At 58.7% G+C, this 25,495-nt stretch carries 23 protein-coding genes and 1 pseudogene; 12 read left to right on the top strand and 12 right to left on the bottom strand.

Annotated elements, in window-relative coordinates; all coding sequences use genetic code 11:
- Positions 1-38: 38 nt before the first annotated feature.
- The 5 genes from V6F78_RS02970 to V6F78_RS02950 all read right to left on the bottom strand — a co-directional run bounded on the left by V6F78_RS02970 (position 39) and on the right by V6F78_RS02950 (position 6,560).
- The gene (locus tag V6F78_RS02970) at positions 39-824 is read right to left on the bottom strand and encodes an energy transducer TonB (RefSeq protein ID WP_048377167.1); all 786 of its coding nucleotides are present in this window, start codon (positions 822-824) and stop codon (positions 39-41) included.
- Complete coding sequence (gene tolR, locus V6F78_RS02965; protein ID WP_047294084.1) at positions 821-1,267, bottom strand: protein TolR; 447 nt, start codon at positions 1,265-1,267, stop codon at positions 821-823. Before tolR ends, V6F78_RS02970 begins: the two co-directional genes overlap by 4 nt.
- Before the next feature lie 14 nt (positions 1,268-1,281).
- Positions 1,282-1,992: a protein TolQ gene (gene tolQ / locus V6F78_RS02960; RefSeq protein WP_314400386.1), complete on the bottom strand. Its 711-nt coding sequence runs from the start codon at positions 1,990-1,992 to the stop codon at positions 1,282-1,284.
- 93 nt (positions 1,993-2,085) lie between these two features.
- Positions 2,086-3,987: a phytase gene (locus V6F78_RS02955; protein WP_332726588.1), complete on the bottom strand. Its 1,902-nt coding sequence runs from the start codon at positions 3,985-3,987 to the stop codon at positions 2,086-2,088.
- A gap of 38 nt (positions 3,988-4,025) precedes the next feature.
- Positions 4,026-6,560 (bottom strand): TonB-dependent receptor, encoded by a 2,535-nt coding sequence (locus V6F78_RS02950; protein ID WP_332726587.1) that lies wholly within the window; start codon positions 6,558-6,560, stop codon positions 4,026-4,028.
- Between the two features lie 399 nt (positions 6,561-6,959).
- On the opposite strand from V6F78_RS02950, the gene V6F78_RS02945 reads away from it, so the two are divergent.
- Together V6F78_RS02945 and V6F78_RS02940 are read left to right on the top strand one after the other, a co-directional pair.
- Positions 6,960-7,880, top strand: a complete 921-nt coding sequence (locus V6F78_RS02945; RefSeq protein WP_048377164.1) for a GGDEF domain-containing protein — start codon at positions 6,960-6,962, stop codon at positions 7,878-7,880.
- Positions 7,877-8,908 (top strand): AraC family transcriptional regulator, encoded by a 1,032-nt coding sequence (locus V6F78_RS02940; RefSeq protein ID WP_047294094.1) that lies wholly within the window; start codon positions 7,877-7,879, stop codon positions 8,906-8,908. The genes V6F78_RS02945 and V6F78_RS02940 overlap by 4 nt, the downstream gene beginning before the upstream one ends.
- Before the next feature lie 95 nt (positions 8,909-9,003).
- On the opposite strand, the gene V6F78_RS02935 is transcribed toward V6F78_RS02940, so the two are convergent.
- Entirely contained in the window at positions 9,004-10,035 is a 1,032-nt protein-coding gene (locus V6F78_RS02935; protein ID WP_047294096.1) for an Ldh family oxidoreductase, read from the bottom strand.
- A gap of 134 nt (positions 10,036-10,169) precedes the next feature.
- Between V6F78_RS02935 and V6F78_RS02930 the strand changes: the two genes are divergently transcribed.
- The 7 genes from V6F78_RS02930 to mrdA all read left to right on the top strand — a co-directional run bounded on the left by V6F78_RS02930 (position 10,170) and on the right by mrdA (position 17,940).
- Positions 10,170-11,045: a MurR/RpiR family transcriptional regulator gene (locus V6F78_RS02930; RefSeq protein WP_047273635.1), complete on the top strand. Its 876-nt coding sequence runs from the start codon at positions 10,170-10,172 to the stop codon at positions 11,043-11,045.
- Between the two features lie 13 nt (positions 11,046-11,058).
- A complete protein-coding gene (locus tag V6F78_RS02925) occupies positions 11,059-11,808 on the top strand; it encodes a transporter substrate-binding domain-containing protein (protein WP_047273633.1) in 750 nt (249 codons plus the stop codon).
- Positions 11,809-11,911: 103 nt separating this feature from the next.
- Complete coding sequence (locus tag V6F78_RS02920; RefSeq protein ID WP_047275843.1) at positions 11,912-12,631, top strand: ABC transporter permease; 720 nt, start codon at positions 11,912-11,914, stop codon at positions 12,629-12,631.
- Positions 12,628-13,338 carry an ABC transporter permease gene (locus V6F78_RS02915; RefSeq protein ID WP_047294099.1) on the top strand — a complete coding sequence of 237 codons (711 nt, stop codon included), beginning with the start codon at positions 12,628-12,630 and terminating at the stop codon, positions 13,336-13,338. The genes V6F78_RS02920 and V6F78_RS02915 overlap by 4 nt, the downstream gene beginning before the upstream one ends.
- 48 nt (positions 13,339-13,386) lie before the next feature.
- On the top strand, positions 13,387-14,628 hold the full coding sequence (locus tag V6F78_RS02910; RefSeq protein WP_095008766.1) for an NAD(P)/FAD-dependent oxidoreductase: 1,242 nt from the start codon (positions 13,387-13,389) through the stop codon (positions 14,626-14,628).
- A 16-nt stretch (positions 14,629-14,644) separates the two neighbouring features.
- Positions 14,645-15,433 (top strand): amino acid ABC transporter ATP-binding protein, encoded by a 789-nt coding sequence (locus tag V6F78_RS02905; protein ID WP_332726584.1) that lies wholly within the window; start codon positions 14,645-14,647, stop codon positions 15,431-15,433.
- 614 nt (positions 15,434-16,047) lie between these two features.
- On the top strand, positions 16,048-17,940 hold the full coding sequence (gene mrdA, locus V6F78_RS02900; protein ID WP_048377161.1) for a penicillin-binding protein 2: 1,893 nt from the start codon (positions 16,048-16,050) through the stop codon (positions 17,938-17,940).
- A gap of 60 nt (positions 17,941-18,000) precedes the next feature.
- Here mrdA and V6F78_RS02895 read toward each other — a convergent pair whose 3' ends face one another.
- The 4 genes from V6F78_RS02895 to V6F78_RS02880 all read right to left on the bottom strand — a co-directional run bounded on the left by V6F78_RS02895 (position 18,001) and on the right by V6F78_RS02880 (position 20,752).
- Positions 18,001-19,224 (bottom strand): amidohydrolase family protein, encoded by a 1,224-nt coding sequence (locus tag V6F78_RS02895; RefSeq protein ID WP_332726583.1) that lies wholly within the window; start codon positions 19,222-19,224, stop codon positions 18,001-18,003.
- A 70-nt stretch (positions 19,225-19,294) separates the two neighbouring features.
- Positions 19,295-19,534 carry a DUF2790 domain-containing protein gene (locus tag V6F78_RS02890; protein WP_047293113.1) on the bottom strand — a complete coding sequence of 80 codons (240 nt, stop codon included), beginning with the start codon at positions 19,532-19,534 and terminating at the stop codon, positions 19,295-19,297.
- Positions 19,535-19,610: 76 nt separating this feature from the next.
- Positions 19,611-20,081: a cyanase gene (gene cynS / locus V6F78_RS02885; protein ID WP_047293114.1), complete on the bottom strand. Its 471-nt coding sequence runs from the start codon at positions 20,079-20,081 to the stop codon at positions 19,611-19,613.
- A gap of 29 nt (positions 20,082-20,110) precedes the next feature.
- On the bottom strand, positions 20,111-20,752 hold the full coding sequence (locus V6F78_RS02880; protein ID WP_047273616.1) for a carbonic anhydrase: 642 nt from the start codon (positions 20,750-20,752) through the stop codon (positions 20,111-20,113).
- Positions 20,753-20,863: 111 nt separating this feature from the next.
- Here V6F78_RS02880 and cynR point away from each other — a divergent pair, with 111 nt between their 5' ends.
- Entirely contained in the window at positions 20,864-21,754 is an 891-nt protein-coding gene (gene cynR, locus V6F78_RS02875) for a transcriptional regulator CynR (protein WP_047293117.1), read from the top strand.
- A 427-nt stretch (positions 21,755-22,181) separates the two neighbouring features.
- On the opposite strand, the pseudogene V6F78_RS02870 reads toward cynR, so the two are convergent.
- Positions 22,182-22,598: pseudogene (locus V6F78_RS02870) on the bottom strand (2,4-dienoyl-CoA reductase); the annotation flags it as partial.
- 265 nt (positions 22,599-22,863) lie between these two features.
- Between V6F78_RS02870 and V6F78_RS02860 the strand changes: the two are divergent.
- Positions 22,864-23,361: an Hcp family type VI secretion system effector gene (locus tag V6F78_RS02860; RefSeq protein WP_080963776.1), complete on the top strand. Its 498-nt coding sequence runs from the start codon at positions 22,864-22,866 to the stop codon at positions 23,359-23,361.
- Entirely contained in the window at positions 23,358-24,062 is a 705-nt protein-coding gene (locus tag V6F78_RS02855) for a DUF4225 domain-containing protein (RefSeq protein ID WP_047293119.1), read from the top strand. The genes V6F78_RS02860 and V6F78_RS02855 overlap by 4 nt, the downstream gene beginning before the upstream one ends.
- 560 nt (positions 24,063-24,622) lie before the next feature.
- Here V6F78_RS02855 and V6F78_RS02850 read toward each other — a convergent pair.
- Complete coding sequence (locus V6F78_RS02850) at positions 24,623-25,399, bottom strand: penicillin-binding transpeptidase domain-containing protein (protein ID WP_332726843.1); 777 nt, start codon at positions 25,397-25,399, stop codon at positions 24,623-24,625.
- Positions 25,400-25,495: the final 96 nt, after the last annotated feature.

The raw sequence follows: 25,495 nt of genomic DNA, 5'->3' as shown, positions 1-25,495 counted from the left end.
TTCACGCCAGTCGGGACGGCGCCCGACGTCAAGCAGGGTTAGTGGATTTTGTAGTGAAAGGTGTTTCGCACACCCGCCACGCTGACGGCCTGACCGTCCACCATTCGCGGCTTATAACGGAAGGTCGCCGCAGCGAGTAGCGAAGGACGAATAAACATCGGGTGGCAATTGCCCACCACTTTCGGGTTCTCGACCTTGCCTTCAGGCGTCACCGAATACTCCACCGTGCAATCCCCTTCAACGCCTTTATCCAACGCCCGCTGCGGGTAATCCGGCGCGTCCTTGCTGATGGGCAAATATTGGCGCACGTCGGCAGCCGCTGCCTGCTGTTGCGCACGCCGGGCGTTATCTGCTGCAACCCGCGCCTGATCGGCCAGCGCCTGCTGACGCTGCGCCTGCGCCTGTTGCTCGCGTAGCCGGGCTTGCTGCTCTTCAAGCTGACGGGCTTCCAGTGCCTGCTTTTGCTCAGCGACCCGTTTGCGCGCCAAAGCAGCCTGTTCAAGTTTGCGCGCCTGAATCTGCGGGTCTATCGGCGCAGGTTTGACCTCGGGTTTAGCCTCGACCACCGGCGCCGGTGCCGCCACGGGCAAGGGGTCCGGCGCTGGCGCGGCCACCGGTTCGGCAGGCAGGGTAATCAAGCGGGTCTTGAGTACGGCGGGCGCGCTCACCGGCGGCTGTTGCAGCGTCCAGCCGACCACCAGCAGCGCCACCACTGCCCCGTGCAACGCAACCGTGACGGCCCACGCCTGTGCGTTACGCCACAGTCGCCCCCAAGGCATGTGCCGGGCCGGCGTGACCGCGCACCCCATGACTGCGGCGCTCATTGCGGCGCCTCGGTCACCAGCCCCAGGTTGCTCACGCCGCCCTGCTGCAAGGCAGACATCGCCTTGACCACACTGCCGTAACCGGCGTCGTTGTCGGCCCGGATATACACCTGCGTGTCGCCGTTTTGCGCCACCACCTGACCGATCTTGGCCTGCAACTCGTCAAGGTTGACGGCGCTGTCCGTCTGGTTTTTGGTGTCCAGTTCACTTCCCAGATTCCAGTAGTAACCGCCGTCGGCCTTCACCGATAACGTCAGGATCGTCTGCTGTTTGTCATTGATCAACGCCTCACTGGCCACCTTGGGCAGTTCTATTTTGACCCCCTGGGTCAGCATCGGCGCGGTCACCATAAAGATCACCAGCAATACCAGCATCACGTCGATATACGGCACGACGTTCATTTCGGCCTTGGGCCCGTGTTTACGCTGTGGTCGAGCGAGCATGATCAAACCCCCTGTCAGGCAACCGCCGCCATGTTTCGCGCGCCTGCATGCAGACCGCGGTACAGACGCATTTGCACTTCATTGCCGAGGCTGTAATAGCGGGTGAGCAACGTCTGGCCCCTGGAAGAAAAACGGTTGTAGGCAATCACCGCCGGAATCGCCGCAAACAAACCGATCGCGGTGGCAATCAAGGCCTCGGCAATCCCCGGGGCCACCGTGGACAACGTGGCCTGCTGCACCTGAGACAAACCGATGAACGAATTCATGATCCCCCACACGGTGCCAAACAGGCCGATGTACGGGCTGACCGAGCCCACCGTCGCCAGAAACTGCAAGCCCTTTTCAAGGCGCACTTCCTGCTCGGTAATCGCTACGTATAACGCGCGTTCGACCCCCTGCATCACCCCGTCAGGATCAATCCCCGGCTGCTGCTTCAGCTGTGCGTACTCACTGTAGGCCGCTGCGAACACCTGCTCTGCACCGGCATCGTCGTGGTGATTGTCGCGGCTCTCGCGATACAGCGCGTTCAGCTCGCCCTGACTGCGCAAGCGCTGAGCGAAGGCGTCCATGTCGCGTTCACCGCGGCGCAAAATGGCACTGCGGCGCACGATCAAAAACCAGCTCAGCACAGAGGCCAGAAACAACACCAGCATGACCCCTTTCACCAACAGACTGGCGTCGCTGATCAAACCCCAAATCGTCATATGTTCCATGGTTGCTTGCATACCTGACTCCTTGCTCAAGACGGCGCCGCTCAGCGGGAGTGGCGCACGGATAAAATTCAAAACCCCTGCGGTGACCGGTTGATGACAACCGGCTCAAGGCAATTTCAGGGTCTTTGCCACTTCGGCCCACGGGATGTACTTGTAGTTCTGGCTTTGCTCCGGCATGCGCTTGCGGCCGTCCTGCACCACCAGCATGCCTTGGGCAAACGGCCCGCCGAGGTTGGCCGAGGTCACGTCCAGACCGTCCGTTTCCGACGTTCCGTCAATCCCGGCGTCAGCGTTAACCCCGACACGAAAAGCGCCGCGCACGGCATACGGTGGTGCGGCATCCAGCACTACGTAGCTGTCATTGCCCTGGCTGGAAATCACCAGATAGGACTGTTTGGCGGTCTGATACAGCGCCAGTCCTTCGATGTCGTCATGCACCTGATCGCCAACGCCGATCACACGGGTCAGCGTGGCCGGCTGATCGGGACGCGCATCCACCGCCCACACCGCCACATCTTCTTCGCCCACGAACAACCGTTGCTGCCGGTCGTCCGCTACACAGCCTTCCGGTTGGGTCTGAACCTTGAACTGACGCACCAGCTCGCCATGCACTTGATCGCCCCTGGCGCTCAGGCGGTGCTGGACGAACGTGCCGTCTTTGTGGTTGGCGAAGCTGTAGAGTTCGCCCCCCGGTGCTTTGAACAGGCAGAACCCGTAGATGTCCTTTACCGGTGTCGGCACTTCACCCACTGCGCGCACCTCACCCGTGGCAGGGTCGATGCTGAACACACTGAGGCTGTTGTGGTCACGGTTGGTGGCCACTGCCAGGTCCACGGTGCGTTCGCCCAACGTGAATCCGGGACGCAGATCGACATTGTTCAGGCGCCCCACTTCAAGGTGTTGCAGCCGCTTGCCTTGCAAGTCGTACACCTCAAGGCCGTTCTTTTTATTGGTGCCCAAGACCCGGCTCAGTGCCGGATTTTGCGGGTTAACCCAGATGGCCGGGTCATCCGCTGCATCGCCCTGACTGACCACCGGTTCGGTTTGCACCACGGGTTTGATAACCGGCAATGGCGCAGGGGCACGGGCCGGGGTCGGCTGCCAGTTCAACAGCCCCTGGAACACCTGTTGGTTGCTGTCGTCCTGCACCAGCACCTGCAACCCTTGAGGCGTCTGGCGCACCGCCAGGTGTTCCGGTTCTTTGAGTGTGTCCAGCGGCAATCGGGCCACCGGCGACCAACCGTTACCGTGCTGCTGGTACAGGTGCAGGTGCGCCGCTTTCGGGTCCAGGCCGAGCATGCCGCCCGGCACCAGCGCCATGGCCCCGGCGGCCTTTTTCACCTCACCAAAGGGCTCGATCAGCGCCACGGGTACTCGCGAAGCATCGGCCTCGGCGTGGGCCGGATACACCCACCAGCCGACTTTTTCTTCATTCACGAACAACTGTTGCCCGGTATCGTCAACCTGACAGAACTCGGCATTCGGCGGTAACGGCAGGCTGCGCACCAGACGTGGCTCGGCCAGTCGTTTGCGGTCAGCCGCCACCAGCCATTGTTCGCCCTTGCCCTCTTCACCCACGGTGAACAGATAAACATTGCTCGCCTCGTCGCGGTACAGGCACACGCCGTTGACTGCGTACTCACGGGGCGGCAAGTAGACCGGTGCCTGCCACTCATGGCTGCGCGGGTCGAGGCTGAACAGGGCCACTTGCTGCTTTTTCTCGTCATGGCTGGCAACCAGCACCTGATCGCCCATCGGTCGGCTGTCCAGCGACGCGAAGGCGCCCGCCGCGTGGCTCAGGGTTTTGCCCTCTGGGTCGAGCAGCAACACCCCGTCACGCTTGCTCACGGCCAGCCGCTGGTGATCGGGGGCAAAGCCCAGTGCCTGCACGTTGCCCGTCCCCCAGGCCTGCAAAGTCGGCGCTGCGATGTCAGGTGCGGCCTGCGCCGTGGCTGCGCTGAGGCAGGCCAAAATCGGCAACAGACACGGTTTACGGATAAAACGCATGATGGGAAATTCCTTCTACTGGCCCGCTCGGGCCGCCTTTAAAAATGGGTGAACGTCAGGCCCAGCGAATAGGTCGGTCCGTACTCTTCGTACTGGTTGTTGTAACGACGGTGGCCGCTGTAGACGAAGTAAGGCTGGTCCGTGAGGTTCTGCGCCTCGAAGCTGACTTGCAGGTTTTTGGTCAGCGAATAACGGGCGCTGAAATCGACAAAGGTTTGCGCATCGACATGCAGGTCGTGGGCTTTGTCACTGATCCCCGCCAGCTCATAGAGGTACTGCGATTTGTAGTTGGCAGAGAGGCGCAAGCTCAGTGTGTCGTCCTCCCAGCCGAGCATCAGGTTGCCCACGGTGTCGGACTGGTTGGGCAGGTCGATGTCGCGCTTGCGGTTGCGCCCCGTGCCCTGATCGAACCCTTCAATGCTGGCGCTGGAACGGCTGAAGGTGGTGTTGGCGCCGAGCAACAGGCCATTCCACGGTGCGGGCAGCCAGTCAAACTTCTGCGAATAGGCCAGCTCCAGCCCGTACAGCTTGGCGCTGTCGCCGTTGGCGTAGGTGTGCGCCTCGGTGAAATCGACCCATTCGCCACTGCCCGCCAGGTCGTTGTTGTAGACAAAGTTCTTGATGTCTTTATAGAAGAGGAACGCCGACACCGTGCCCGCCTGCCCCATGTAATGCTCAATGCCCAAGTCGAAGTTGCTCGATTCCAGCGGCTTGAGGTTGGGGTTGCCGAAACTGGCCTCGTCATCGTCAATCACAAAACCCGGCGCCAACTGGCCAAAGGTCGGGCGCACCACGGCGTTGGTCCACGCCGCCCGCAGCTGGGTGTTTTTGTCCAACTGATAGCGTGCGTGCAGCCCCGGCAGCCAGTGGTGGTAATCGCGTTGAGTGTCTTGTGCTTCAAAGGCGCCATCACGCACACCTGTGCCTTTGGCCTCGAATTCAGTGCCCTCGTAGCGCATGCCGGCGATAAAACGCCAATCGTCGATATCGACGGTGTTCATCACGTACGCGGCATTGATGTCTTCGCGCATTTTGAAATCGTTGGCCCGCGACTCCTGTTCATCGTAGTAATCGCCGGGGTTGAGGCCGCCGATCAGGTCTTTGATCGCACCACCGCTGATGCCGGGGCCGAACTGGCCCAACTGATAGTGCACATTGCCTTTGTCGAACGGGGTCATGTTCAACTGCGCATCGTTAAAACCGGCGTCATCGAAATCCTTGTAGACCCAGGCATTGAGGTCATTGTCCTTGTTGCGACGGCTGACCTTGCCGCCGAATTTGACCTGCGAGGCATAGCCCTCAACGTCGTAGTCACGGGCCAGGTCCAGGCGAAGGTTTTTCTCGGTGTCGCGGGTGCCCTGCTCTTCCCAGTCCACTTTGTCGAGGGTGAAGTTGGACGGGTCATAAAAGCCCGCGCCAATGATCGGCCGGGGCTTTTCAGTGTCGTAAAAACCGCTGTTGGGGAAGCTGGAATTGCCTTTGAACGTGGCCCCCGCGATGTGCCCCGGGCTGTCTTCGCTGGAGCGGCTGTAACCCGCCTGCCCGCTGAGGGTCCATAAGCCCAGCATGCGTTCACCACCGAACACATACGACTGGATTTCCTGGGTCTCTTCGCGCTGCTTGAGCTTGCGCTTGGCTTTGGCCTTGCCCAACTCACCTGCCGCCTGTGGCTTGTCGAATTCGAGGCTGGTGGAGTGACGGGTTTCGCTGTCCTTGAAGCGGCTGTACAGCGTGCGCAGGTACAGTTGGGTGTCGTCATCGGGCTTGTAGTCGAAATTCAGCCCGCCGCCGGTGCGTTCACGGCTGATGTCGTACACGCGTTGCTCGAAACTGTTGAGCCGGGCGCCGTCATTGAAATCCCACGCGCCGCCGGTTTCGACGTTATCGGAGCCGAAGTCCCGTTTGTTCCAGCTCAGGGCAGCGGCCACACCGAAGTTGTCGATACCGTCACCCAGGCTGAAACGATCACTGATCGCACCCGAAAACTTGGGGCTGGTCTGGTGGGTGTTCTGGTTGTAACCGGCCTCACTGGTGCCGGTGTAAAACAGCCCTTTGTGGTCGAATGCCGACAGGCTTTGTACGTCCACGGTGCCGCCCAGCGAGTTGGCATCCATGTCCGGGGTCAGGGTTTTGATCACCGACAGTGATTGCACCAGCTCGGAAGGCAACACATCCAGGGCCACAGCCCGGCGCGCGCTTTGCGGCGAAGGCACCAGCGTGCCGTTGATGGTGACGCTGTTGAGGTCCGGCCCCAGGCCGCGCACGCTGACAAACCGGCCTTCCCCCTGATCGCGCTCGACACTGATGCCCGGCAGGCGCTGCACGGCTTCGGCAACGTTGGCGTCGGGCAACTGCGCCACGCCATCGGCGTGCACCACGCTCTCGATGTTGTCGGAGTTACGTTGTTCCTTGAGCGCCTGATCGATGCTCGCCGCCTGCCCGACCACCTCCACATGCTCGGTGGCACCTGTGGCCGCCGCATCGGCGGCGCTCAGGCGCTCACTGGCAATCGCGATGGCCAAGGCGCTGACTGTAAACCCGACCCACTGTGCCTTACTGCGACACTTGTACATGCTTGTGCTCCCCCAGCGTCCCGTGACCGGCCGGGCAAGTGGCCCGGCAATTGGTAGCGAAAACTAGGCAGCGCGGATGACAGTGCTGTGACAGCAGGTGGCGCAAGCCCCTGGAATCAGGGGGGTTTGGACCCAGATGAAGGGCGAAATGAGCTGATTTGACCTCACGCGGTACGCAATGGCTGTTCACGCACGCCACGGCGATCAGGGCCAAGCCCCCGTGCCGACTCCGTCCGGGTGAATGGCGCCTCAGGTGTTCAACTCGGCAGGCCCTGGACACGCTGTTGTTTACAGAAATTTCTTGCAACAGCTCTGAGCTGATTCGACCCGGCGCGCCCGTCACACGGTTGTCACATGGCTCTGTTCTGCTGACCGGCAATACGTTTGGGTAGAACACTCATGAGCGGGTTAAACGTGCTTACACATCATCGCTGGAAACTCGCCCTGCTGGTACTCGGGGCCAATATCGGCCTGCTGCTGAATCTGGCCTTCGGCAGCGTAAAACCGGTCAGTGAGTGGCAGTGGCTGGACATTCTGGGCGAAGGCGGCACGGCGCTGTTTATGCTGTTCTGGCTGGGACTGGTGCTCAAAAGCCGACCTGCCGGGCGCGTCACCCACTACTTGGCCAGCGGTTTGTGCTTCATGTTTTTCTCGTGGTGGATCGATGTGCTCGACGAATTCATCCGCTTGCCCAAGCACATCGGCTGGGACCACTGGCTGGAGTCGGCACCGATGCCGGTGGGCATGATTCTGCTGACCATCGGCCTGTTCCACTGGCACCGCGAACAATTGGCCATCAGCCAGCAAATGGAGAAGCGCGAGCGGGTATTTCGGGAGCACCGCCTGTTTGACAAGTTGACGCCGCTGGGGGGCGCCGATTACCTCAAGCGTCAGGTCAGCGATTGCCTGAGCCACAGCCTTGAGCATCAGCAACCGTTGTCGCTGCTGGCGCTCGACCTTGATCATTTCGCGTCGATCAATCAGCAATACGGGCACCCAGAAGGCGATGCCGTGTTGCAAGCCATCAGCCAGTTGTTGTTGCTCAACCTGCGCCGCCACGACCTGCTGTGCCGTCTGGCCGGGGATCGCTTTGTGATGGTGTTGCCCAATACCGGCGAACGTCAGGCGCGCCTGCTGGCACAGGAAATGGAACAGGCGGTGCAAAGCCTGGCGCATAAAACCCGTCTCCAGGGCGAACGGGTTTACCTGTGCGCGAGCACCGCAGTGGTGATGGCGGTCGACGAAACCCCGGACGCCCTGCTCAAACGCCTGAACCTGGCACTGGCCCGCGCCAAGCCGCCCCGGATCCAGCGCGCATGAGCCGGCCCGGCGGGTGGTACGAGGCCGACACGCGCTTCATACCCGGGCATTATCAGCCCGCGACGCTGATCGATCTGGCGCTGTCGCGGGACATCGACAGCCATCGCCTGTTACGCGGCACCGGGCTGTTTTACGAAGACATTCTGGCGGGCACGACCTGCGTCAGCCCGCAGCAGTTTTTCAGCCTGATCGGCAATGCCCGCCGTCTGCTGGACGCCGATGACAGCAGCTTTCTGTTCGGCCAGCGCTTGTTGCCGGGGCATTACGGCCCCGCCAGCCACGCCCTGCAACAGGCGCCCAACCTGCATCAGGCGCTGGAAACCGTGATCCACCATCGCGCCCTGCTCAGCCCGCTGCTGACGCCGCGCCTGGTGCTCGATGACCATTACGCCTATGTGTATTGGCTCGACAGCAGCGGCGCCCAGGAGCACGCGCGCTTTGTACTGGAAGCCAGCATGACTGCCCTGCTGGCCATGAGTCGGTGGCTCAGTGGCGAACGGCTGCCGTGGGAATGCCGGTTCAGCCATGCCGAACCCCGCTATGTGGAGCAGTACTGGGTGCACCTGGGCGAAAACAGCCAGTTTGGCTGCCAGCTGGACATGATGCGCATCTCTCGGGAGTGCCTTAACCGGCCATGGCCCAACGCCTCAGCGATTGCTCGGCAAGTGGCGTTGCAACACGCCCAGCTCGAACTCGACAGCCTGGGGTTCAGTGCCAGTCTGCTTGACCGTGTGTACGTGTATTTGCGTCACAACGCGCACCACGCGCCGAGCCTGGAACTCACCGCCCAGACCCTGGGCATGAGCCAGGCCACCCTCAAGCGCAAACTGAGTAAACACGGCACACACTTTCAGGCGCAGCAGGATCAGGCGCGTAAACACATGGCGCTGTACCTGTATCAGATCAAAGGGATGAGCAACGAAGACGTCGCGCGCTACCTCAATTTCAGCGATCCGGCCAACTTCCGGCGCTCGCTCAAGCGCTGGACCGGCTGTACGCCCAATCTGATTCGGCAGTTGTTTTCCTAGCCGTCAAGCCCTCTTCGTGACCACGTACTGCGCCAGCGCTGTCAACCGCTCTCCCACTCACCAGGCCACGAAGAAGACGAACACCTGATGCGAGGTTACTGGGCCAATGCCCGCAACTTGGCCAGTTCGTCGATCGCCAGCGGTATGCCGTGCTCCAGCGATTGCGCGCGCGTCTTGAACCGACGATCCCCCGGCAGCCGTTCCAAGCCTACCGCGTGCATCTGGCGCACCAGCTCAGCGCTGCGCCCGGCAAAGCTGTTGCCTCCGGATTTGCTCGGATCAATCACGATCAGTAGCTGGCCGGTCCACGGCGTTTGCGCGCCGGGGTGTTTGGACCAGTCAAACTCGAACGAGAAATTGCCGCCGGTCAAGGCCGCCGCGAGCAACTCCACCATCATCGACAGCGCCGAGCCTTTGTGCCCGCCAAACGGCAACAAAGCCCCGCCGTCGAGAATCGCTTTCGGGTCCTGGGTCGGCTCACCCCGACGGTCAACGCCCATGCCCGCTGGCAGTTCATGACCTTTACGCGCAGCAATTTGCACATCGCCATGGGCAATGGCGCTGGTGGCCAGATCGAACACAATCGGGTGGTCATCGGCACGCGGCGCAGCGAAGGCAATCGGGTTGGTGCCAAACAAGGGCTTTTGGGCGCCGTGGGGCACCACGCACGTCATGCTGTTGACCACGCTCAACGCTACCAGCCCCTCCTCAGCGAAGGGTTCAACGTCGGGCCAGAGCGCTGCAAAGTGGTGCGAATTGCGAATGGCCAGCACCGCAATCCCGGCGCTGCGGGCTTTTTCGACCAGCAGCCCGCGAGCGGCCGCCAACGCCGGTTGAGCAAAGCCATTGGCCGCATCCACCCGAATAAAACCCGACGCCACGTCTTCAACTTGAGGGCTCGCCTGGCCATCAACCCAACGGCTGGCCAGTGAGGACAAATAGCCGGGAATGCGGAACACCCCATGACTGTAGGAACCGTCGCGCTGGGCTCGCGCGCAGTTATCCGCCAGTACCCTGGCCACGGTGTGCGAGGTGCCGTGGCGTTCAAAAATCTGTTGCAGCAAGGTGGTCAGTTGATCCAGAGACAGCGATTCAACGGCCTGTACGCTAGCGTCGGACTCAGACATGCGGTGCGCTCCAATCGAGTTGTTATTGTTGTGGGCAACTATCCGGCGATGACAGATATCTGTCAATTGTTGACTTAATGACAGAAAACATTCACTTTCTGCAACGCGCTGAAATAAAAACAGGAACAACAGCCGTGAGTCAGTCGATCAAACAACGCCTGGAAAGCAGCCTGTCAACCGCCGCCCCGTCGGGTCGGGCGATTGCCAGTTACATGCTGGCCAACCTCTACGAGCTGCCTTTTCAAACGGCCGCCGACATTGCCAGCAAGCTGGGCGTCAGCGAGTCAAGTGTCGGGCGTTTTTGCCGGGCGCTGGGTTACAGCCATTTCAAAGAACTGAAAAACGACCTGAAAGACGACCTGGGTGATGGCCCCTGGCTGGTCGGTGATCGCCTGCAAGAATTCCGCCAACAATCGAGCCAAAGCCCTCAGGCGCTGCCGCGCAGTTTTGAGCTGGAAGTCGGGGCACTGGTCAAGGTCTACGAGTACAGCCTGACCCCTGAGTGGCAGATCGTCAGCCAGCGCCTGGCCACACGCCGCAAAGTCTTTGTCGCCGGTTTTCAGACCGAGCGCGGCATCGCGGCCTCGATGGTGCATTTGCTGCAATACATCCGCGACGGCGTGCACCTGGTGGACGGTGCGGCCGGGCATTACGCCGATGTCCTGTTATGCCCCGACCATGACTGCGCATTGGTGGTGTTCGAAGCGCGGCGTTATTCGCGCCACGCCCAGCACCTGTGCCGCAAGGCCCGCGAAGCCGGTATCCCGGTAACGCTGGTCACAGACACCTTCTGCGACTGGGCCGACCAGTACGCCGATGAAGTGTTTCGCGTACCGACCGAATTCAATCTGTTCTGGGAATCCACGGCAGCCATGCTGTCGCTGGTGCACCTGTTGGTCAATGAAGTCTGCAAACAACTGGGACCGGACGTCGAAAAACGTCTTGAGGCAACCGCGGCCTTGCACAACGAGTTCGTGGGCTACACCTCCTCACCCGGCACAAAACAATAAAACGAGGTGCTAGATGAAAAACGTCATTCGCTTTGCAAGTGCATGTGCAATGGTTGTAGCCGTAGCGTCCAACGCTCAGGCCGACAAACTGACAATCGCCACGGAAGGCGCCTACCCTCCGTTTAACTACGTGGACTCGGACAACAAGCTGCATGGCTTTGACGTCGACATCACGATGGCCGTGTGCGAACGCATGAAAGCCGACTGCACCCTGGTGGCGCAGGATTGGGACGGCATTATCGCCGGCCTGATGGCCAAAAAATACGACGCTATTGTGGCCTCGATGATCGTCAACGATGAGCGCAAGCAGAAAATCGCGTTCACCAATCATTACTACCGCACCCCGCTGTCGATTGCCGTGCCCAAAGACTCGGACATCACCGATGCGCAAAGTGACTTCAGCGGCAAAACTGTCGGCGCGCAAAGCGCTGCCACCCAAAGCATCTATGCCGAAGAGCACTACAAAAAGGCTGACCTGAAGCTGTACCCAACCCTCGACGAAGCCAACAGTGAACTGGCCAATGAGCGGGTCGATGTGGTGATTGCCGACAAATTCCCGCTACTCGAATGGGTCAATAAAACCGGCAAGGACTGCTGCAAGATCATTGGTGATGTGAACGGTACGCTGGCCGACGCCGCAATCGCGGTGCGTCAAGAAGACAACGACTTGCGTGAGCGCTTCAACAAGGCTCTGGACGAGATCGTGGCTGACGGCACCTACAAAAAGATCTCCAGCAAGTACTTCGACTTCGACATTTATTAACCTGCCCGCCCTCGGTTGAGGGCAGCCTGCCTGACGCCTTGCCCTGCGCACCCGGTGTGCGCAGCGGCTGAATATCGGCCCGATTTTGTCCGGGGATTCGAGCATGCTCGATCAACTTTCATTGCTTTCCTTCGCCAGTGGCGGCTGGGGCTCGGCGCTGCTTGCCGGGTCGCTGGTCACCATCGCCCTGGCCTTGAGCTGCCTGCCCATCGGTTTGCCATTGGGGCTGCTCGTGGCGGTGGCCGCACGTTCCAAAAATCGCTGGATGCGTGCTTGGGCGACGACGTTTTCCACGGTGTTTCGCGGCCTGCCAGAACTGCTCACGCTGCTGATTATTTATTACGGCTGCCAGATCGCGGCGCAAAAAATCCTGGGCCTGATGGGCTACGACACACCCTTCACGATCAACACCTTCGTGGCGGCAATGATTGCCTTCAGCCTGGTGTTTGCCGCGTTCTCCAGCGAAATCTGGCTGGGTGCGTTTAAAACCATTCCCAAAGGTCAGTTCGAAGCCGCCTCGGCGCTGGGCCTTTCGCCGTTCACCACGTTTCGCAAAGTGGTGCTGCCGCAACTGGCGCGCATTGCCCTGCCCGGCCTCTCCAATAACTGGCTGTCGCTGCTCAAAGACACCTCGCTGGTGTCGACCATCGCCCTGGTCGACTTGATGCGTCAGACCAACCTGGCGGTGAGCGTGACCAAAGAACCGATGCTGTTTTACAGCGTGGCGTGTTTCATCTACCTGTTCTTCTCAGCGATTTCCGGCCGCCTGTTTGCCTACCTGGAGCGCCATTTCAATCGTCATCAGCGGAGCGTGCAGCCATGAGCCTGACGGACCTGCAAAACCTGTTGCTCAGCCCCGACTTGTTGGAGCGCTACGGCCCGCGCTTCATTGACGGCCTGTGGGTGACCTGCAAACTGGTGGGCATCTCCTTCACCCTCGGCGCCCTGCTCGGCTTGCTGATCGCCCTGGGGCGCCTGTCGAGCAGCCGCTTTTTGCGCAGCTTTACCGGCGCCTATGTGTATTTCTTCAGGGGTTCACCGCTCCTGGCGCAGCTGTTTTTGCTGTACTACGGCCTTGGCTCGTTCAAAAGCCTGTGGCAAGACGTCGGCCTCTGGTGGTTCTTCCGTGACGCCTGGCTGTGCACCCTGTTGGCGTTCACCCTCAATACCGCGGCGTACCAGGCCGAAATTTTGCGCGGCGCCATTTTGTCCGTGGCCCAGGGCCAGCGTGAAGCCTGCAAGGCCTTGAACCTGTCGCGCTGGACCACTTTTCGCAAAATCGTATTGCCACAATCGCTGTTGGTGGCCATCGGCCCGCTGGGCAACGAACTGATCCTGATGATCAAGGCCAGCGCCATTGCCTCGCTCGTCACCATCTATGACCTGATGGGCGTGACCAAAATGGTGTTCTCGCGCAGCTTCGACTTCCAGGTCTACCTGTGGGCCGCCGTGCTGTACCTGGTGATCGTGGAGGTGGTGCGCCGCAGCCTGAAACTGATTGAAGGCCGACTCGGCCGTCATTTGCAGTAAGCCCATTGTCCGGGCTGCGAACACGGCCCCCGTTTCAAGGATTTGTTTATGCATTGCGACACCATTGTTCTGGGAGCCGGCATCGTCGGCGTCAGTACCGCGCTGCAACTCCAGGCCCGAGGGCGCAACGTGGTGTTGCTGGACCGGGCCCAACCCGGCAGCGGAACCAGCCACGGCAATGCCGGGCTGATCGAGCGTGCCAGCGTGATCCCCTACTCGTTCCCGCGCGAAATCTCACGTTTGCTGCGCTATGGCCTGAATCAGCAATCCGACGTGCGCTACAGCCTCAAGCACCTGCCCAAAGCGGGTCCGTGGCTGATGCAGTATTGGCGCCAATCCGGGGCCAAAGGCCTGGCCAAGGCCACCCGCGCCATGTTGCCGTTGATTGAACGCTGCGTCACCGAACATGACGCGCTGGCGGGGCCGGCAGGCATGAGCGGCCTGATCAGCGACAGCGGCTGGGTGGAGGTGTACCGCACCCGCGAGGACTTCGACAAAGCGCAGCGCGATGCCGCCGCCTTACAAGCGTACACACTCAACTACCGCGTACTCGGGCAGGCCCAGGTGCACGCACTGGAACCCGGCCTGCACGCTGATGTGATCGGCGGCATTCACTGGCTCGACCCCAAAACCGTCAGCGATCCGGGCGGACTGACCCGTGGCTACGCCGAACTGTTCATCAAGCGCGGCGGCACCTTCGTCATCGGTGACGCCATCAGCCTGCGCCCGACGGCGGGCCAGTGGCAGGCAGACAGCCAGAAGGGGCTGATCGTGGCCAACGAAGCCGTGATCGCCCTGGGACCACAAGCGCGGGACATCTTCGAACCGCTGGGCTACCGCATTCCGCTGGCCATCAAGCGCGGCTATCACATGCACTACGCCGCGAAAGACGGCCACACCATGCACCACCCGATTCTGGATTCGGTGGGCGGCTATGTGCTGGCGCCGATGGTGGGCGGAATACGCCTGACCACCGGGATCGAATTTGCCGACAGCGAAGACCCGATCAACGAGATCCAACTGCGCCGTTGCGAAGCGCGCGCCCGCCACCTGTACCCGCTGGGCGAGCGGCTGGACCCCGAACCGTGGCTGGGCCGACGCCCCTGCCTGCCGGACATGTGCCCGGTAATCGGCCCGGCCAGCCGGCATAAAGGCCTGTGGTTCAACTTCGGTCATGCTCACCACGGCTTGACCCTGGGCCCGGTGAGCGGACGCTTGCTGGCCGAAATGATGACCGGTGAATACCCCTTCACCGACCCGACACCCTACAGCGCCGAGCGCTTTTACTGATTACTGGAGACACACAATGCATGCACAACCTGCTTACGTTCACACGCCCGTGTCTCCATCGTCGGACACCAGAAAGGTGGTCGTGGACATCGCTGGCCTGAACAAGTACTACAGCGCGTTTCATGTCCTCAAAGGCATCGACCTGACCGTGCGCGAAGGCGAACGCATCGTCCTGTGCGGTCCGTCCGGCTCAGGCAAATCCACCTTGATCCGCTGCATCAACCGCCTGGAAATCGCCGAAAAAGGCAGCATCCTGATCAACAACACCGACCTGTCCCAAGCCACCCGCGAAGCCGCCAGGGTCCGCAGTGAAATTGGCATGGTGTTCCAGCATTTCAACCTGTTCCCGCACATGAGCGTCCTCGACAACTGCATCTTGGCGCCCATGTCGGTACGCGGCCTGTCGCGTAAGAAAGCGGTTGAACTGGCGCAGCACTTCCTCAATAAAGTCGGCATTGCCAGCCAGGCCGACAAATACCCCAGCCAACTGTCAGGCGGACAGCAGCAACGCGTCGCCATTGCCCGCGCCCTGTGCATGGAACCCAAAATCATGCTGTTTGACGAACCGACGTCTGCGCTGGACCCGGAAATGGTCAGCGAAGTGCTCGACGTCATGGTCAACCTGGCGGGCAGCGGCATGACCATGCTCTGCGTGACCCACGAAATGGGCTTTGCGCGGCAAGTGGCCGAACGCGTGTTGTTCCTCGATGGCGGCATGATCATCGAAGACTCGCCGCCCAGCGACTTCTTCAACGCACCCAAAAGCCCGCGAGCCAAGGCGTTCCTTGCGCAAATCGTGCATTGATTTGACGCTATTGCTGTTGCTTAAAGCGATCTCACTGCTGCCACCCAAACGGTGCAAACGACACAAAAGCCCCTCACAGCAGGCTGAACGCAGGTGCTGTTGCTGGGGTGGGTCGGCAGGAGCCGAGCCAGCCGTGCTGGGCCATGGAAGGCCCGTCACGGCGTGCCCCTGCAACAGTGCCGGAGTGAAGGCACCGTCGAGCCAGAGCGAGGCGGCCGTATGGCAGGGCAAGGACCTTTTGCTTACTTTTGGGGCTGTTTGCCAAAAGTGAGCCGCCGTAAGGGCGGACCCCGTAAAAGGCCCTCACACATCAAATGGATAAGTACACCGTTGCTTCAACAGGAACAGGGCGTACCTATCCGGCATCAGCGTCTGACTGAACGATGGGTTTCGCTCCGTTCCCGCTCCGTGGGTACGCCGTGACGGGCCTTCCTTGGCCCAACGCGGCTGTAGGCTGGCCGCGCAACGCGCCCGTGCGCGCAGCCTGTCAAGTTTCATGTTGCAAAACGGATTAATACCCCACGTGCTGGTAAGGTGTGCGCCGACTTTTCGCCGCCTGCCGCCCCTTGCGCAGACGGCTGCATTTCCGTTTTTTGATGTGAGGCACCCCCACCATGCCCAAGCCGATCCCGCTCAAAGATCACGACACCGAGAAACGGCTGGTCAATAAACGACTTATCGCCTGCGCTGCACTGGTACTGGCGATCAGTTGCACGCTGGTGGGCAGACTGTATTTCCTGCAAGTCACCGAGTTCGACTACAACTCCACCGTCTCCGAAAACAACCGCGTGCATGTGTTGCCGATCCCGCCCGAACGCGGCTTTATTTATGACCGCAATGGCGTGTTGCTCGCCGATAACCAGCCCAGCTTCAACATGACCCTGACCCGCGAACGCGCGGGCGATGCCGCCAACGTGCTGGACTCGGTGATCAGCATCCTGCATTTGCCCGCCGAGGAACGCGCCGTATTTGCCAAAGCGATGAAACAGGCGCGCCACCCTTTCGAGCCGTCCACCCTGCTCTACGACTTGACCGAAGAACAGATCGCGCTGCTGGCCGTCAATCAGTACCGTTTGCCGGGTATCGACGTGGAAGCACAGTTTGTCCGCCACTACCCGCAGGGCAATCATTTTGCGCATTCGGTGGGGTATGTCGGGCGTATCAATGAGAAAGAAACCAAGCAGCTGGACCCCACGCAATACCGGGGCACGCAGTCCATCGGCAAGACCGGTATCGAACGTTTTTACGAACCCGAACTGCACGGCAAGGTCGGCTTTGAAGAGGTCGAAACCAATGCTCAGGGCCGGGTCATGCGGGTGTTGCGCCACACCGATGCAGTACCGGGCAAGAACATCGTGCTCAGCCTCGACATCAAGTTGCAGGCAGCGGCCGAAGAGGCCCTCGGCGACCGCCGCGGCTCGATCATTGCCATCGACCCGAAAACCGGTGAAGTGCTGGCGATGGTCAGCAAACCGAGCTTCGACCCCAACCTGTTCGTGACCGGCATCAGTTCCAGGGATTATTCCGGTCTGCGCGATTCCATCGACAAACCGTTGTTCAACCGGGCACTGCGCGGCCTGTATGCGCCCGGCTCGACCATCAAGCCTGAAGTCGCCATCGCCGGACTCGACAGCGGCGTGATTTCTGCCTCGACGCGGGTCTTCGACCCCGGCTACTTCCAACTGCCGAACGTCGACCATAAATACCGTAACTGGAACCACAGCGGCGATGGCTGGGTAGACCTGAACGCCGCGATCATGCGGTCAAACGACACGTACTTCTATGATCTGGCGTCAAAGCTGGGCATTGACCGCCTGCACGACTACCTGTCGATGTTTGGTGTGGGCCAGAAAGTGTCGCTGGACATGTTCGAAGAATCATCCGGTTTGATGCCTTCACGCGAATGGAAGCGCAGCACCCGGCGTCAGGCTTGGTACCCCGGCGAAACGGTGATTTTAGGGATTGGTCAGGGCTACATGCAGGTCACGCCTTTGCAACTGGCACAGGCCACTGCGCTGATCGCCAATAAAGGGGTGTGGAACCGCCCGCACTTGGCCCGCACCATCGACGGTGCCCCGCCGGTGGATGAACACCCGATGCCCAACATCGTGCTGCATGACCCCAAAGAGTGGGAACAGGTCAACCATGCCATGCAACTGGTGATGCACGATGCCCGGGGGATCGCCCGGGCATCGGCAACCGGCGCGCAATACCGGATTGCCGGCAAGAGTGGTACGGCGCAAGTGGTGGCGATTAAGCAAGGTGAGCGCTACAACCGCCTGAAAACCGCTGAACGCAATCGCGACAACGCCTTGTTTGTGGGGTTTGCCCCGGCTGAAGCCCCGCAGATCGTGATCTCGGTGATGATCGAAAACGGCGAAGCGGGTGGACGCGTTGCCGGGCCGGTGGTGCGCAAGGTGATGGATGCCTGGCTGCTCGACAGCCAGGGCGGGCTGAAGCCGCAATATGCCAGCCCACACATCAAACAGGGCAACCCGCCTGTGTAGTGACAGCGCGGATCGTGAGAAAGCCCCCTCATGGGGTTCTCGTCAACGCACCGCGCCGGATCAGAACACCACCGAACGCTGACAGACCGAGGTGGCTACGATTTTCCCGCGTTTAAGCACCATCAACCGCGCGGGCAGGTCGAGAATCACATCGCTCACCGACCGTGTATCCAGCAACACCACATCGGCAGCCTTACCCGGCGCCAAGCCATAATCCTTGAGCCCCAGCGCTTTCGCCGGATGGGTCGTGAGCATCGACAGGACCGTGGCCTGGTCATCCGCCCCGCCCAGGTGGCAGGCCGGAATCGCCAGCTGCGCAATGTTGAGCAAATCACCGGTGCCAAACGGGGTGAACGCGTTGCGAATATTGTTGGTGGCAAGGCAGACATTCACCCCGCCGTCACGCAGTGCCCGCACCGGCGTCAGTGTGCGGCGTACGTTATGGCCGTCGCCGCGCGCGCCGAGGTGCAAGTCGGTGGCGGGCAGGCACATGACGCTGATGCCCGCCTCACGCATCAAGCCAATGATTGCCTGCTGTCTGTGCGGCGGCACGGCGCCCAGGCTGGTCAGGTGACCGACGCACACGCGCCCTTGATAGCCTGCTTCGAGGGTCTTGCGGGCCAGGTATTCAATGGTCATGTGCTCGGCGTTGTCGGCAAAGTCCTGATGGAAGTCGATGTCCTTGTCGTACTCCCGGGCCAGGTTGAACACGTAGTCGATGTGTTCATGCGCCGAGTTATCGTTGTAGGGAATACCGCCCACGACATCGGCGCCTTTTTCCATGGCCTCAACCATCATGGCCTGCATGCCCGGCAGTTTCAGGATGCCTTCCTGTGGGAAAGCCACCACCTGGATGTCGATGACGTCTCGCAGCGTGTCACGCAGTTCCAGCACCACATCAAAGCCGGTGAAGCCTTGCACCGGGTCAAATTCAGCGTGGGCGCGGACGTGGGTGGTGCCGGCCTGCACCAAGGCCCGCAGTGCCTGAGTCGAACGCTCAAGGATGTCGCCGCGCGTCAACGTCGGTTTGAGTTCGGCGGTAACCGCTATCGCCTCTTTCAATGTGCCGGAGCGATTGGCCTTGCGGTGCATGATATTGGCTTTTTCCAGGTGCAGGTGCCCTTCGACAAACCCCGGGATCAACACGTTGCCGTGGCCCTCGATTTCCTGCGTGGCGCGCACTGAAAGGGTCGGCGCAATCTCGATAATCTTGCCGTCGTTCACCGCTACGTCCATCAGCGGTTTGGCATCATCGATGCGTACATTGCGAAAGATTAAATCCATGACGTAGGCCCTCTGTGTTGCTGCCCGCAGACACGTCGGGGCAACGGTAGACATACAAATAACCGGGTGTTCAACCGTTGGAACAGCCGTTACCCATCACACGGTATTCCAGTATGTGTTTCTGGCCATTGGTGTCTTCATAGGTCATACGCACAGGCACGACGGCACAGACATTGGCGATTTCAGTGGTGGAAATGACGTGGGCGATGTCCAGGTGCTGGCTATAGCTGTAGTGCTCAACCGCTAGCGGCTCGTCGGCCATGGCCGCAGCGCTAAACACGCTGGCTATTAATAGAAGTAACGCTTTCATGCTCAAAAACTCTCTTCCAGATTGTCGGAAAAAGGGAACCCGGCAGCCTTGTAGCGCCGGGTCCATGGGGCATTGATCAGAACGGTTTGGTCGGCAGGTACTTGCCATCCAGGGTAATGACCGCACGCGAGCCGCCGTCCGGGTCATCGACCTTCTTGACGTCCAGTTTGAAGTTGATGGCGCTGATGATGCCGTCGCCAAATTTTTCGTGAACCAGCGCCTTGAGCGTGGTGCCGTAGACCTGAATCATTTCGTAGAAACGGTAGATGGTCGGGTCGGTGGGAATGCCGTTACCGATACTGCCGCGCAGCGGGATGCTTTGCAGCACAAGGACCGCGTCTGCGTCGAGGCCCAGGGTGTCGGCCACCACGTGGGCGGCGTCGGCTGGCAGCGGGTGTTGACCGAGCAGCGCAGCGGTGACGAAGGCTTCATGCAGGCCGGTGCCTTCGGCGATTTGTGCAAACGACAAGTCTTTGCGGGCCTTGGCCAACAAGATGACGTCGGTCAGGGCATGGCGAGCGTTTTGGTTGATGTGGGACTGGATCATGGTGGGTTCTCCGTGGGTAAAAATCAGGGTTAGTGCGAAACAGCGCGAACTGTCGGGTTTTCGGCCAGTGGCACAAACGTGCCGGTGCGACGATCGAAGGCCTGGATGCAGCCGCTTTCGATGTCGTAGACCCAGCCATGCAACGTCACGCGCTGTTCTTCGAGTGCGAGGCGTACTGAAGGATGTGTCTGGATATTGGCTAACTGGGCGATGACGTTTTCGCGCACCATCGAGGCGACTTTGGCGTGCTGGTCGACATGCTGACGGGCCTCATTGACCACCCGACCGGAATCGGCGTAGCGCAACCAGCCGGCCACGGCGGGCATGTGATCCAGGCACTTGCAGGTGGCGATAGCGGTCATGGCGCCGCAGTCGGAATGCCCGCAGATCACGATGTCGCTGACTTTCAGGGCGGCGACGGCGTATTCCACCGAGGCCGACACGCCGCCCGGCTCAGGGCCGTAGGACGGGACGATGTTGCCAGCGTTGCGGATGACAAACAGGTCGCCCGGTTCGCGCTGTGTGACCAGCTCCGGCACCAGCCGACTGTCTGAGCAAGAGATGAACAACGCCCGTGGGCTCTGTTGGTTGGCCAGACCTTTGAACAGGCCGGCACGTTCCGGGAAGGCATTGCGCTGAAATTTAAGGAAACCGTCGATGATGTCTTGCATGGGTGACTCCGTTGGTTCGCGATGCGATGAAGCAAAGGTTACGGAGAACGTGAAATAAGGTAAAAGTCTGATATATGATCACAAGCATTAGATAATCTTATAGGTACGAGCATGCTCGCGCGTCATATCCAATATTTCCTTGCGGTCGCGCACCACCAAGGCTTCACCCGTGCGGCGGCAGCACTGCATGTCTCGCAGCCCGCACTGTCACAGCAAGTGCGCCAACTGGAAGAAAGCCTCGGCGCGCAGTTGTTTGACCGTACAGGTCGCAAGACGCGCCTGACCGACGCCGGAGAGGTTTACTTGCGCTATGCCCTGCGCGCGGCCCAGGAACTGCGCGAAGGCCAACGGGCGATCCATGACGTGGGCGATCTCAGTCGAGGAACGCTGCGCATCGCAGTGACGCCGACCTTCACCACTTACCTGGTCGGGCCACTGGTGGAAGCCTTTCACTGCCGCTACCCGAACATTGTGCTGAACGTGCATGAACTCGCCCAAGAGCACATGGAGCACCAACTGCTGGCGGACGAACTGGATGTGGGCATTGGGTTTGATGAAGTGCATGCACCAGACATCGAGGCCTTTGCACTGCTGGTTGAAACGCTTGCCTTGGTCGTGGGCAGCCAACACCCGCTGGCCGGCGAACGAACCATCGGGCTGGAGACGCTGAATGCGCAATCTCTGATTCTGCTCAGCAAAGCGTTCGCCACCCGCGAGCAGATCGACCGCTATTGCACCCAACACGGCATCCGCCCGCGCGTGGTCATGGAGGCCAATGCGATTGGTGCATTGATTGAGGTGGTGCGCAGAACCCCGCTGTCGACCTTACTGCCCGCCGCCATCGCACGGGCGCACCCCGCGTTAGTCGCTGTTGAGCTGGGACCGCACCGGTTGGAACGCACGGCAGTATTAATGCAGCGCAAGAATGGCTATCAATCCTCGGCGGCACGGGCGTTTATGGCACTGGCCAAGGAAGTGGCCAGCGACCTGACGGCCAATTGAAAATAGCGTCTTTCGGATAGTCAGTGGCGCTGACTTGGCCGACACGTGATGACGCGCCCATGGCCCAACACGTTGCTGGGTCTCAACGTAAAACAAGTCCGTCATGCTCCAGCGCATCAGACGATTCTTCCTGCCAAAGCCCCTGTTCAGGCGCTTTTTGGGTTGCGCGCACCGCGAAGACCGGCACACGCTGACATTCGGATTTGAGCGAACAATCGCTACCTGCGTCTCCCAGAGCAAAGGCGCAGACGGACTGCTACTGTCGCCCAAAACCGGGTACTCAATCAGCCGTAGAGGGTGGACCTGAAGTTGCCCATGGCGAATTTCAACGCGTGTACTTCTCTACCCTGCGGCGATACTGACGCGTGCGAAACGCCCTGCCGATCTGCTGCAAAACCATCGCACGTAAGGGTGATATCGGTTGAATCATCGCGTGAGGCGTAGCGAAATGCTTAGGCATGTTGCCCAGACCCATCGATACCGCCGACGGCGCCCACGCTATTTGCCCCAGGTTGGCCTGCATCTAACGGCCGGGGTGATTGATCTGCAGCCAGAACTGAGCATTGCCGGACTGGCCAATTCCCTCCCCGCGCTTGAATTTGTCCCGTTACAGATCTTTTTCAACACCACGCCGCAGGCGTCTGGTCATGGCAAGGCCATCGACCATCATGTTGCCCGTTATGATCAACCCAGCACTGCCGTCGGCCCAAGCCTGATACAGACGCATCAGGTGTACCGAACGCGCCTGGTAGGCGTCCGCCATATTTTCTTCCATAGCGGCTTTGGCGATGCGGTTCTTGATGGTCCAACCTTTGGGTAGGATCAGCCATCTCCAGCACGTCATCAACCGCAACCCCCAGATACCCAACGGTGCTCTCCAGCTTCATATGGCCGAGTAGCAATTGCACCGCCCGTAGGTTCTTAAGAAAAATCGGATTTGTACCACAGTCGATCTGGATGCAAACAACCTGGGCGGTAATTCCGGCTCGGCGGGGGGTATAGGGAATTACATGATTTTTTAAGGGGACTGATCAGAATATTTAGGAATCTTCCTACAATAAGTTCGTTATTACTGCATTAGGATGGTTGGTAAATTTAAGGAATATGAAATGGCTAATCACGGATACATGTCTATTACAGGGAAAAAACAAGGCCTAATTTCTTCAGGCTGTTCTAGTCAAGTTTCTATCGGCAATAAATGTCAGATCGGCCACTTTGATGAAATCATGGTGTTGGCTTATTCGCATGGCATGATTGCAGGAAGTGATGGAACAGTAACAGGCGGTCGTGGGCAACACAGACCTGTTGTTATTACTAAAAACATTGATAAATCCTCTCCATTGATTTCCAATGCTCTGCAAGATGGTGAGGAAATTAAATGCGTCATTGACTTTTACCGCACATCGCCGACGGGCAGTCAGGAAAAATATTATACTGTTTGTTTAGAGGGCGCACGAATTGCGTATATAAATGTTCAAGTACCGCATGCGATCAATATGTCAGGCGGTCAGCCGCAAGAAGTCGTCGCGATTCGCTATCGGGATATTACATGGATACACGTTGGGGCTGGCACCAGCGCGCATAGCACATGGAACAATGGCGTATGAGTGACCAACAGTGTGACATCCATGACGTCACGAAAGCAGCCTCAGACCTGATGTCTTTTGGCTGCACCACGAGCGCCACGTACCTTGATAGCATCATGCAGCTGAAGTTTAGCTCGATTATTGCAAACTATGTAAACGAGGTCATTCGCGACGTTAACGACGGTGTTATTAGTGCCTGGGACGGGATGCAGGAACTTATAACTGAGTATGACGAGCTAGCCAATAAAGCGTGGTTTTACGCTAAAAATGATGCTGGGATTGCCGGTGGATTCATGCAACTTAAAACAGGCATTGAATCCGCTATTACAACAAGAGGGCTTAGCCTCCCGTATAGCGGCCCAATGATTGCCCACGGAATTAACAACATATATGAAGGAGGAATGAATATTTACAATGACACCAACAGCACTGTAGGGCCCATGAAAAAAGTCTACCGAGAAATACTTAGAAGTGAGCATTATGGCGATATAACTTATTATTCTTTTGACTTAGTGCTAGCGGGAGTAGGGCTTGGTAGAAAAACCCAAAAGACCGATACATTTAAGCTATTTAGAAGTATGCCTGAAGATTATGAGAGGGCTTACAAGCAAACGGGGAGAATCTCCTTAGCCTTAGAAGCCTTAGTTGATGGAATCTCCATAAAATCAATATATGAATTAAAAAAAGAACACCCCTCCAAAACCACTGATGGCGAGCAGTAAATTTATACAAGTCAGAAAAAACCTCTTAATCGCGGAATAGCGTGAATCATCCCGACCAGACATATGACAATATAAGTCACGACAACTGTGACATAGAGAGCACTATCAGACAATGTAAAAAACATCTCGACAACCCAAACTACGATCATCGTATTTAAACCAGCCGACCCTAAAACCAGCAGTGTCACTATCGTATAATACCGCAGATCTTCCATTCTCATAAAAAGCGCTCACTGCAATTAATTTGAATACGCCTTGCTTCTCGATAATACCCTCCTATAATAGCATGATCTTGAACTGAGACAATTTTATCATACTACTAACCCATGAGATCAACGCACAACTAACACATGGCCTGTCTAAATTTAATAGCTTCCTCACGAAATACCCTTAATGTTCAAGTGCTCGGCGGGTGCTTAGTGCACTAGATTCAAAGCCTCCATGCACCAAATTGGCCGTTTCAAGCTTTACCAGCGTGCACACGCCACAGTGGACACACTTCATTTCTCACGTTTCCAGCCGTCGCCCATAAGTACCATTATTAACCTATGACACACAGCCTATACCGAACCAGAAGGTTCTGCACTTAGTGATTTTTTAACTGCAGGAAACATTTCACTTTCATCACTCGGTATATTCCTGATTCGAAGAACATTTTCAAGCACCTCCTTAAAAATCGGGGCTGCCACGGCGCCGCCGAAATAGCCATTCGCAGTAGGCTCATCCACAAGTACGGCAATGATAAATTCTGGCTCGTTGGCGGGAGCAATACCTACGAACATGGCCCTGTATTTATTATGTTTATAACCGCCACTGGATGCCTTACGTGAAGTCCCACTTTTGCCTGCAATGGAATAACCTTCGATTCCTACCCGCTTCCCACCTGCCCCAGGTCCCTCCACTGCATTTACCATCATGTCCAGAACGCTGTTAGCGACCTCGGGGCTTATGACATTACGTGGCAGCTTCGCCTCACCTTTTATGAGCGACAGCGGTATGAGATCCCCCTCATTGGCAAAAACGGTATAGGCCTGAGCCAGTTGAGCCAAGTTAACCGACACGCTATATCCGTAGGAGAGGCTCGCTGTAGCAATATCTGACCATGCTCTCTTGACTGGAACCGTGCCGCTACTTTCCCCAGGAAAATAAACCGCGGTATTATTTCCGAATCCAAGATCAGTCAGTAGTCGCGAAATGACTGCTCCACCGGTTTGAATAGCGACCTTGCTCATGCCAACATCAGAAGAGCGGCGAATAATACCTGCCAAATCTAACTGACTGTCTCTGCCGACATCCCGAATAGTATATCCATTAATTTTTACGAAACCTGGCGCTATTTTATAATGGCGTTCTTATCAATTACATTGGCGGTCAGAACAGCTGCCATGCTGAAGGGTTTTATGACCGAGCCTGGCATAAATATCAGCAAACAC

The organism is Pseudomonas sp. ESBL9, from assembly GCF_036668715.1.
Taxonomy (GTDB): domain Bacteria; phylum Pseudomonadota; class Gammaproteobacteria; order Pseudomonadales; family Pseudomonadaceae; genus Aquipseudomonas; species Aquipseudomonas lundensis.
Note: the sequence above shows the minus strand (reverse complement) of the source record. Positions and strands in the feature narration are given on the sequence as shown.

Bases quoted from the DNA above. Each gene is read 5' to 3' on its own strand.
- V6F78_RS02950 (WP_332726587.1), bottom strand. From the start codon at position 6,560: ATGTACAAGTGTCGCAGTAAGGCACAGTGGGTCGGGTTTACAGTCAGC.
- V6F78_RS02945 (WP_048377164.1), top strand. From the start codon at position 6,960: ATGAGCGGGTTAAACGTGCTTACACATCATCGCTGGAAACTCGCCCTG.
- mrdA (WP_048377161.1), top strand. From the start codon at position 16,048: ATGCCCAAGCCGATCCCGCTCAAAGATCACGACACCGAGAAACGGCTG.
- V6F78_RS02915 (WP_047294099.1), top strand. From the start codon at position 12,628: ATGAGCCTGACGGACCTGCAAAACCTGTTGCTCAGCCCCGACTTGTTG.
- tolQ (WP_314400386.1), bottom strand. From the start codon at position 1,992: ATGCAAGCAACCATGGAACATATGACGATTTGGGGTTTGATCAGCGAC.
- V6F78_RS02935 (WP_047294096.1), bottom strand. From the start codon at position 10,035: ATGTCTGAGTCCGACGCTAGCGTACAGGCCGTTGAATCGCTGTCTCTG.
- V6F78_RS02890 (WP_047293113.1), bottom strand. From the start codon at position 19,534: ATGAAAGCGTTACTTCTATTAATAGCCAGCGTGTTTAGCGCTGCGGCC.
- V6F78_RS02925 (WP_047273633.1), top strand. From the start codon at position 11,059: ATGAAAAACGTCATTCGCTTTGCAAGTGCATGTGCAATGGTTGTAGCC.
- cynR (WP_047293117.1), top strand. From the start codon at position 20,864: ATGCTCGCGCGTCATATCCAATATTTCCTTGCGGTCGCGCACCACCAA.
- V6F78_RS02955 (WP_332726588.1), bottom strand. From the start codon at position 3,987: ATGCGTTTTATCCGTAAACCGTGTCTGTTGCCGATTTTGGCCTGCCTC.
- V6F78_RS02905 (WP_332726584.1), top strand. From the start codon at position 14,645: ATGCATGCACAACCTGCTTACGTTCACACGCCCGTGTCTCCATCGTCG.
- V6F78_RS02860 (WP_080963776.1), top strand. From the start codon at position 22,864: ATGGCTAATCACGGATACATGTCTATTACAGGGAAAAAACAAGGCCTA.
- V6F78_RS02920 (WP_047275843.1), top strand. From the start codon at position 11,912: ATGCTCGATCAACTTTCATTGCTTTCCTTCGCCAGTGGCGGCTGGGGC.
- V6F78_RS02880 (WP_047273616.1), bottom strand. From the start codon at position 20,752: ATGCAAGACATCATCGACGGTTTCCTTAAATTTCAGCGCAATGCCTTC.
- V6F78_RS02895 (WP_332726583.1), bottom strand. From the start codon at position 19,224: ATGGATTTAATCTTTCGCAATGTACGCATCGATGATGCCAAACCGCTG.
- tolR (WP_047294084.1), bottom strand. From the start codon at position 1,267: ATGCTCGCTCGACCACAGCGTAAACACGGGCCCAAGGCCGAAATGAAC.
- V6F78_RS02855 (WP_047293119.1), top strand. From the start codon at position 23,358: ATGAGTGACCAACAGTGTGACATCCATGACGTCACGAAAGCAGCCTCA.
- V6F78_RS02970 (WP_048377167.1), bottom strand. From the start codon at position 824: ATGAGCGCCGCAGTCATGGGGTGCGCGGTCACGCCGGCCCGGCACATG.
- V6F78_RS02940 (WP_047294094.1), top strand. From the start codon at position 7,877: ATGAGCCGGCCCGGCGGGTGGTACGAGGCCGACACGCGCTTCATACCC.
- V6F78_RS02910 (WP_095008766.1), top strand. From the start codon at position 13,387: ATGCATTGCGACACCATTGTTCTGGGAGCCGGCATCGTCGGCGTCAGT.
- cynS (WP_047293114.1), bottom strand. From the start codon at position 20,081: ATGATCCAGTCCCACATCAACCAAAACGCTCGCCATGCCCTGACCGAC.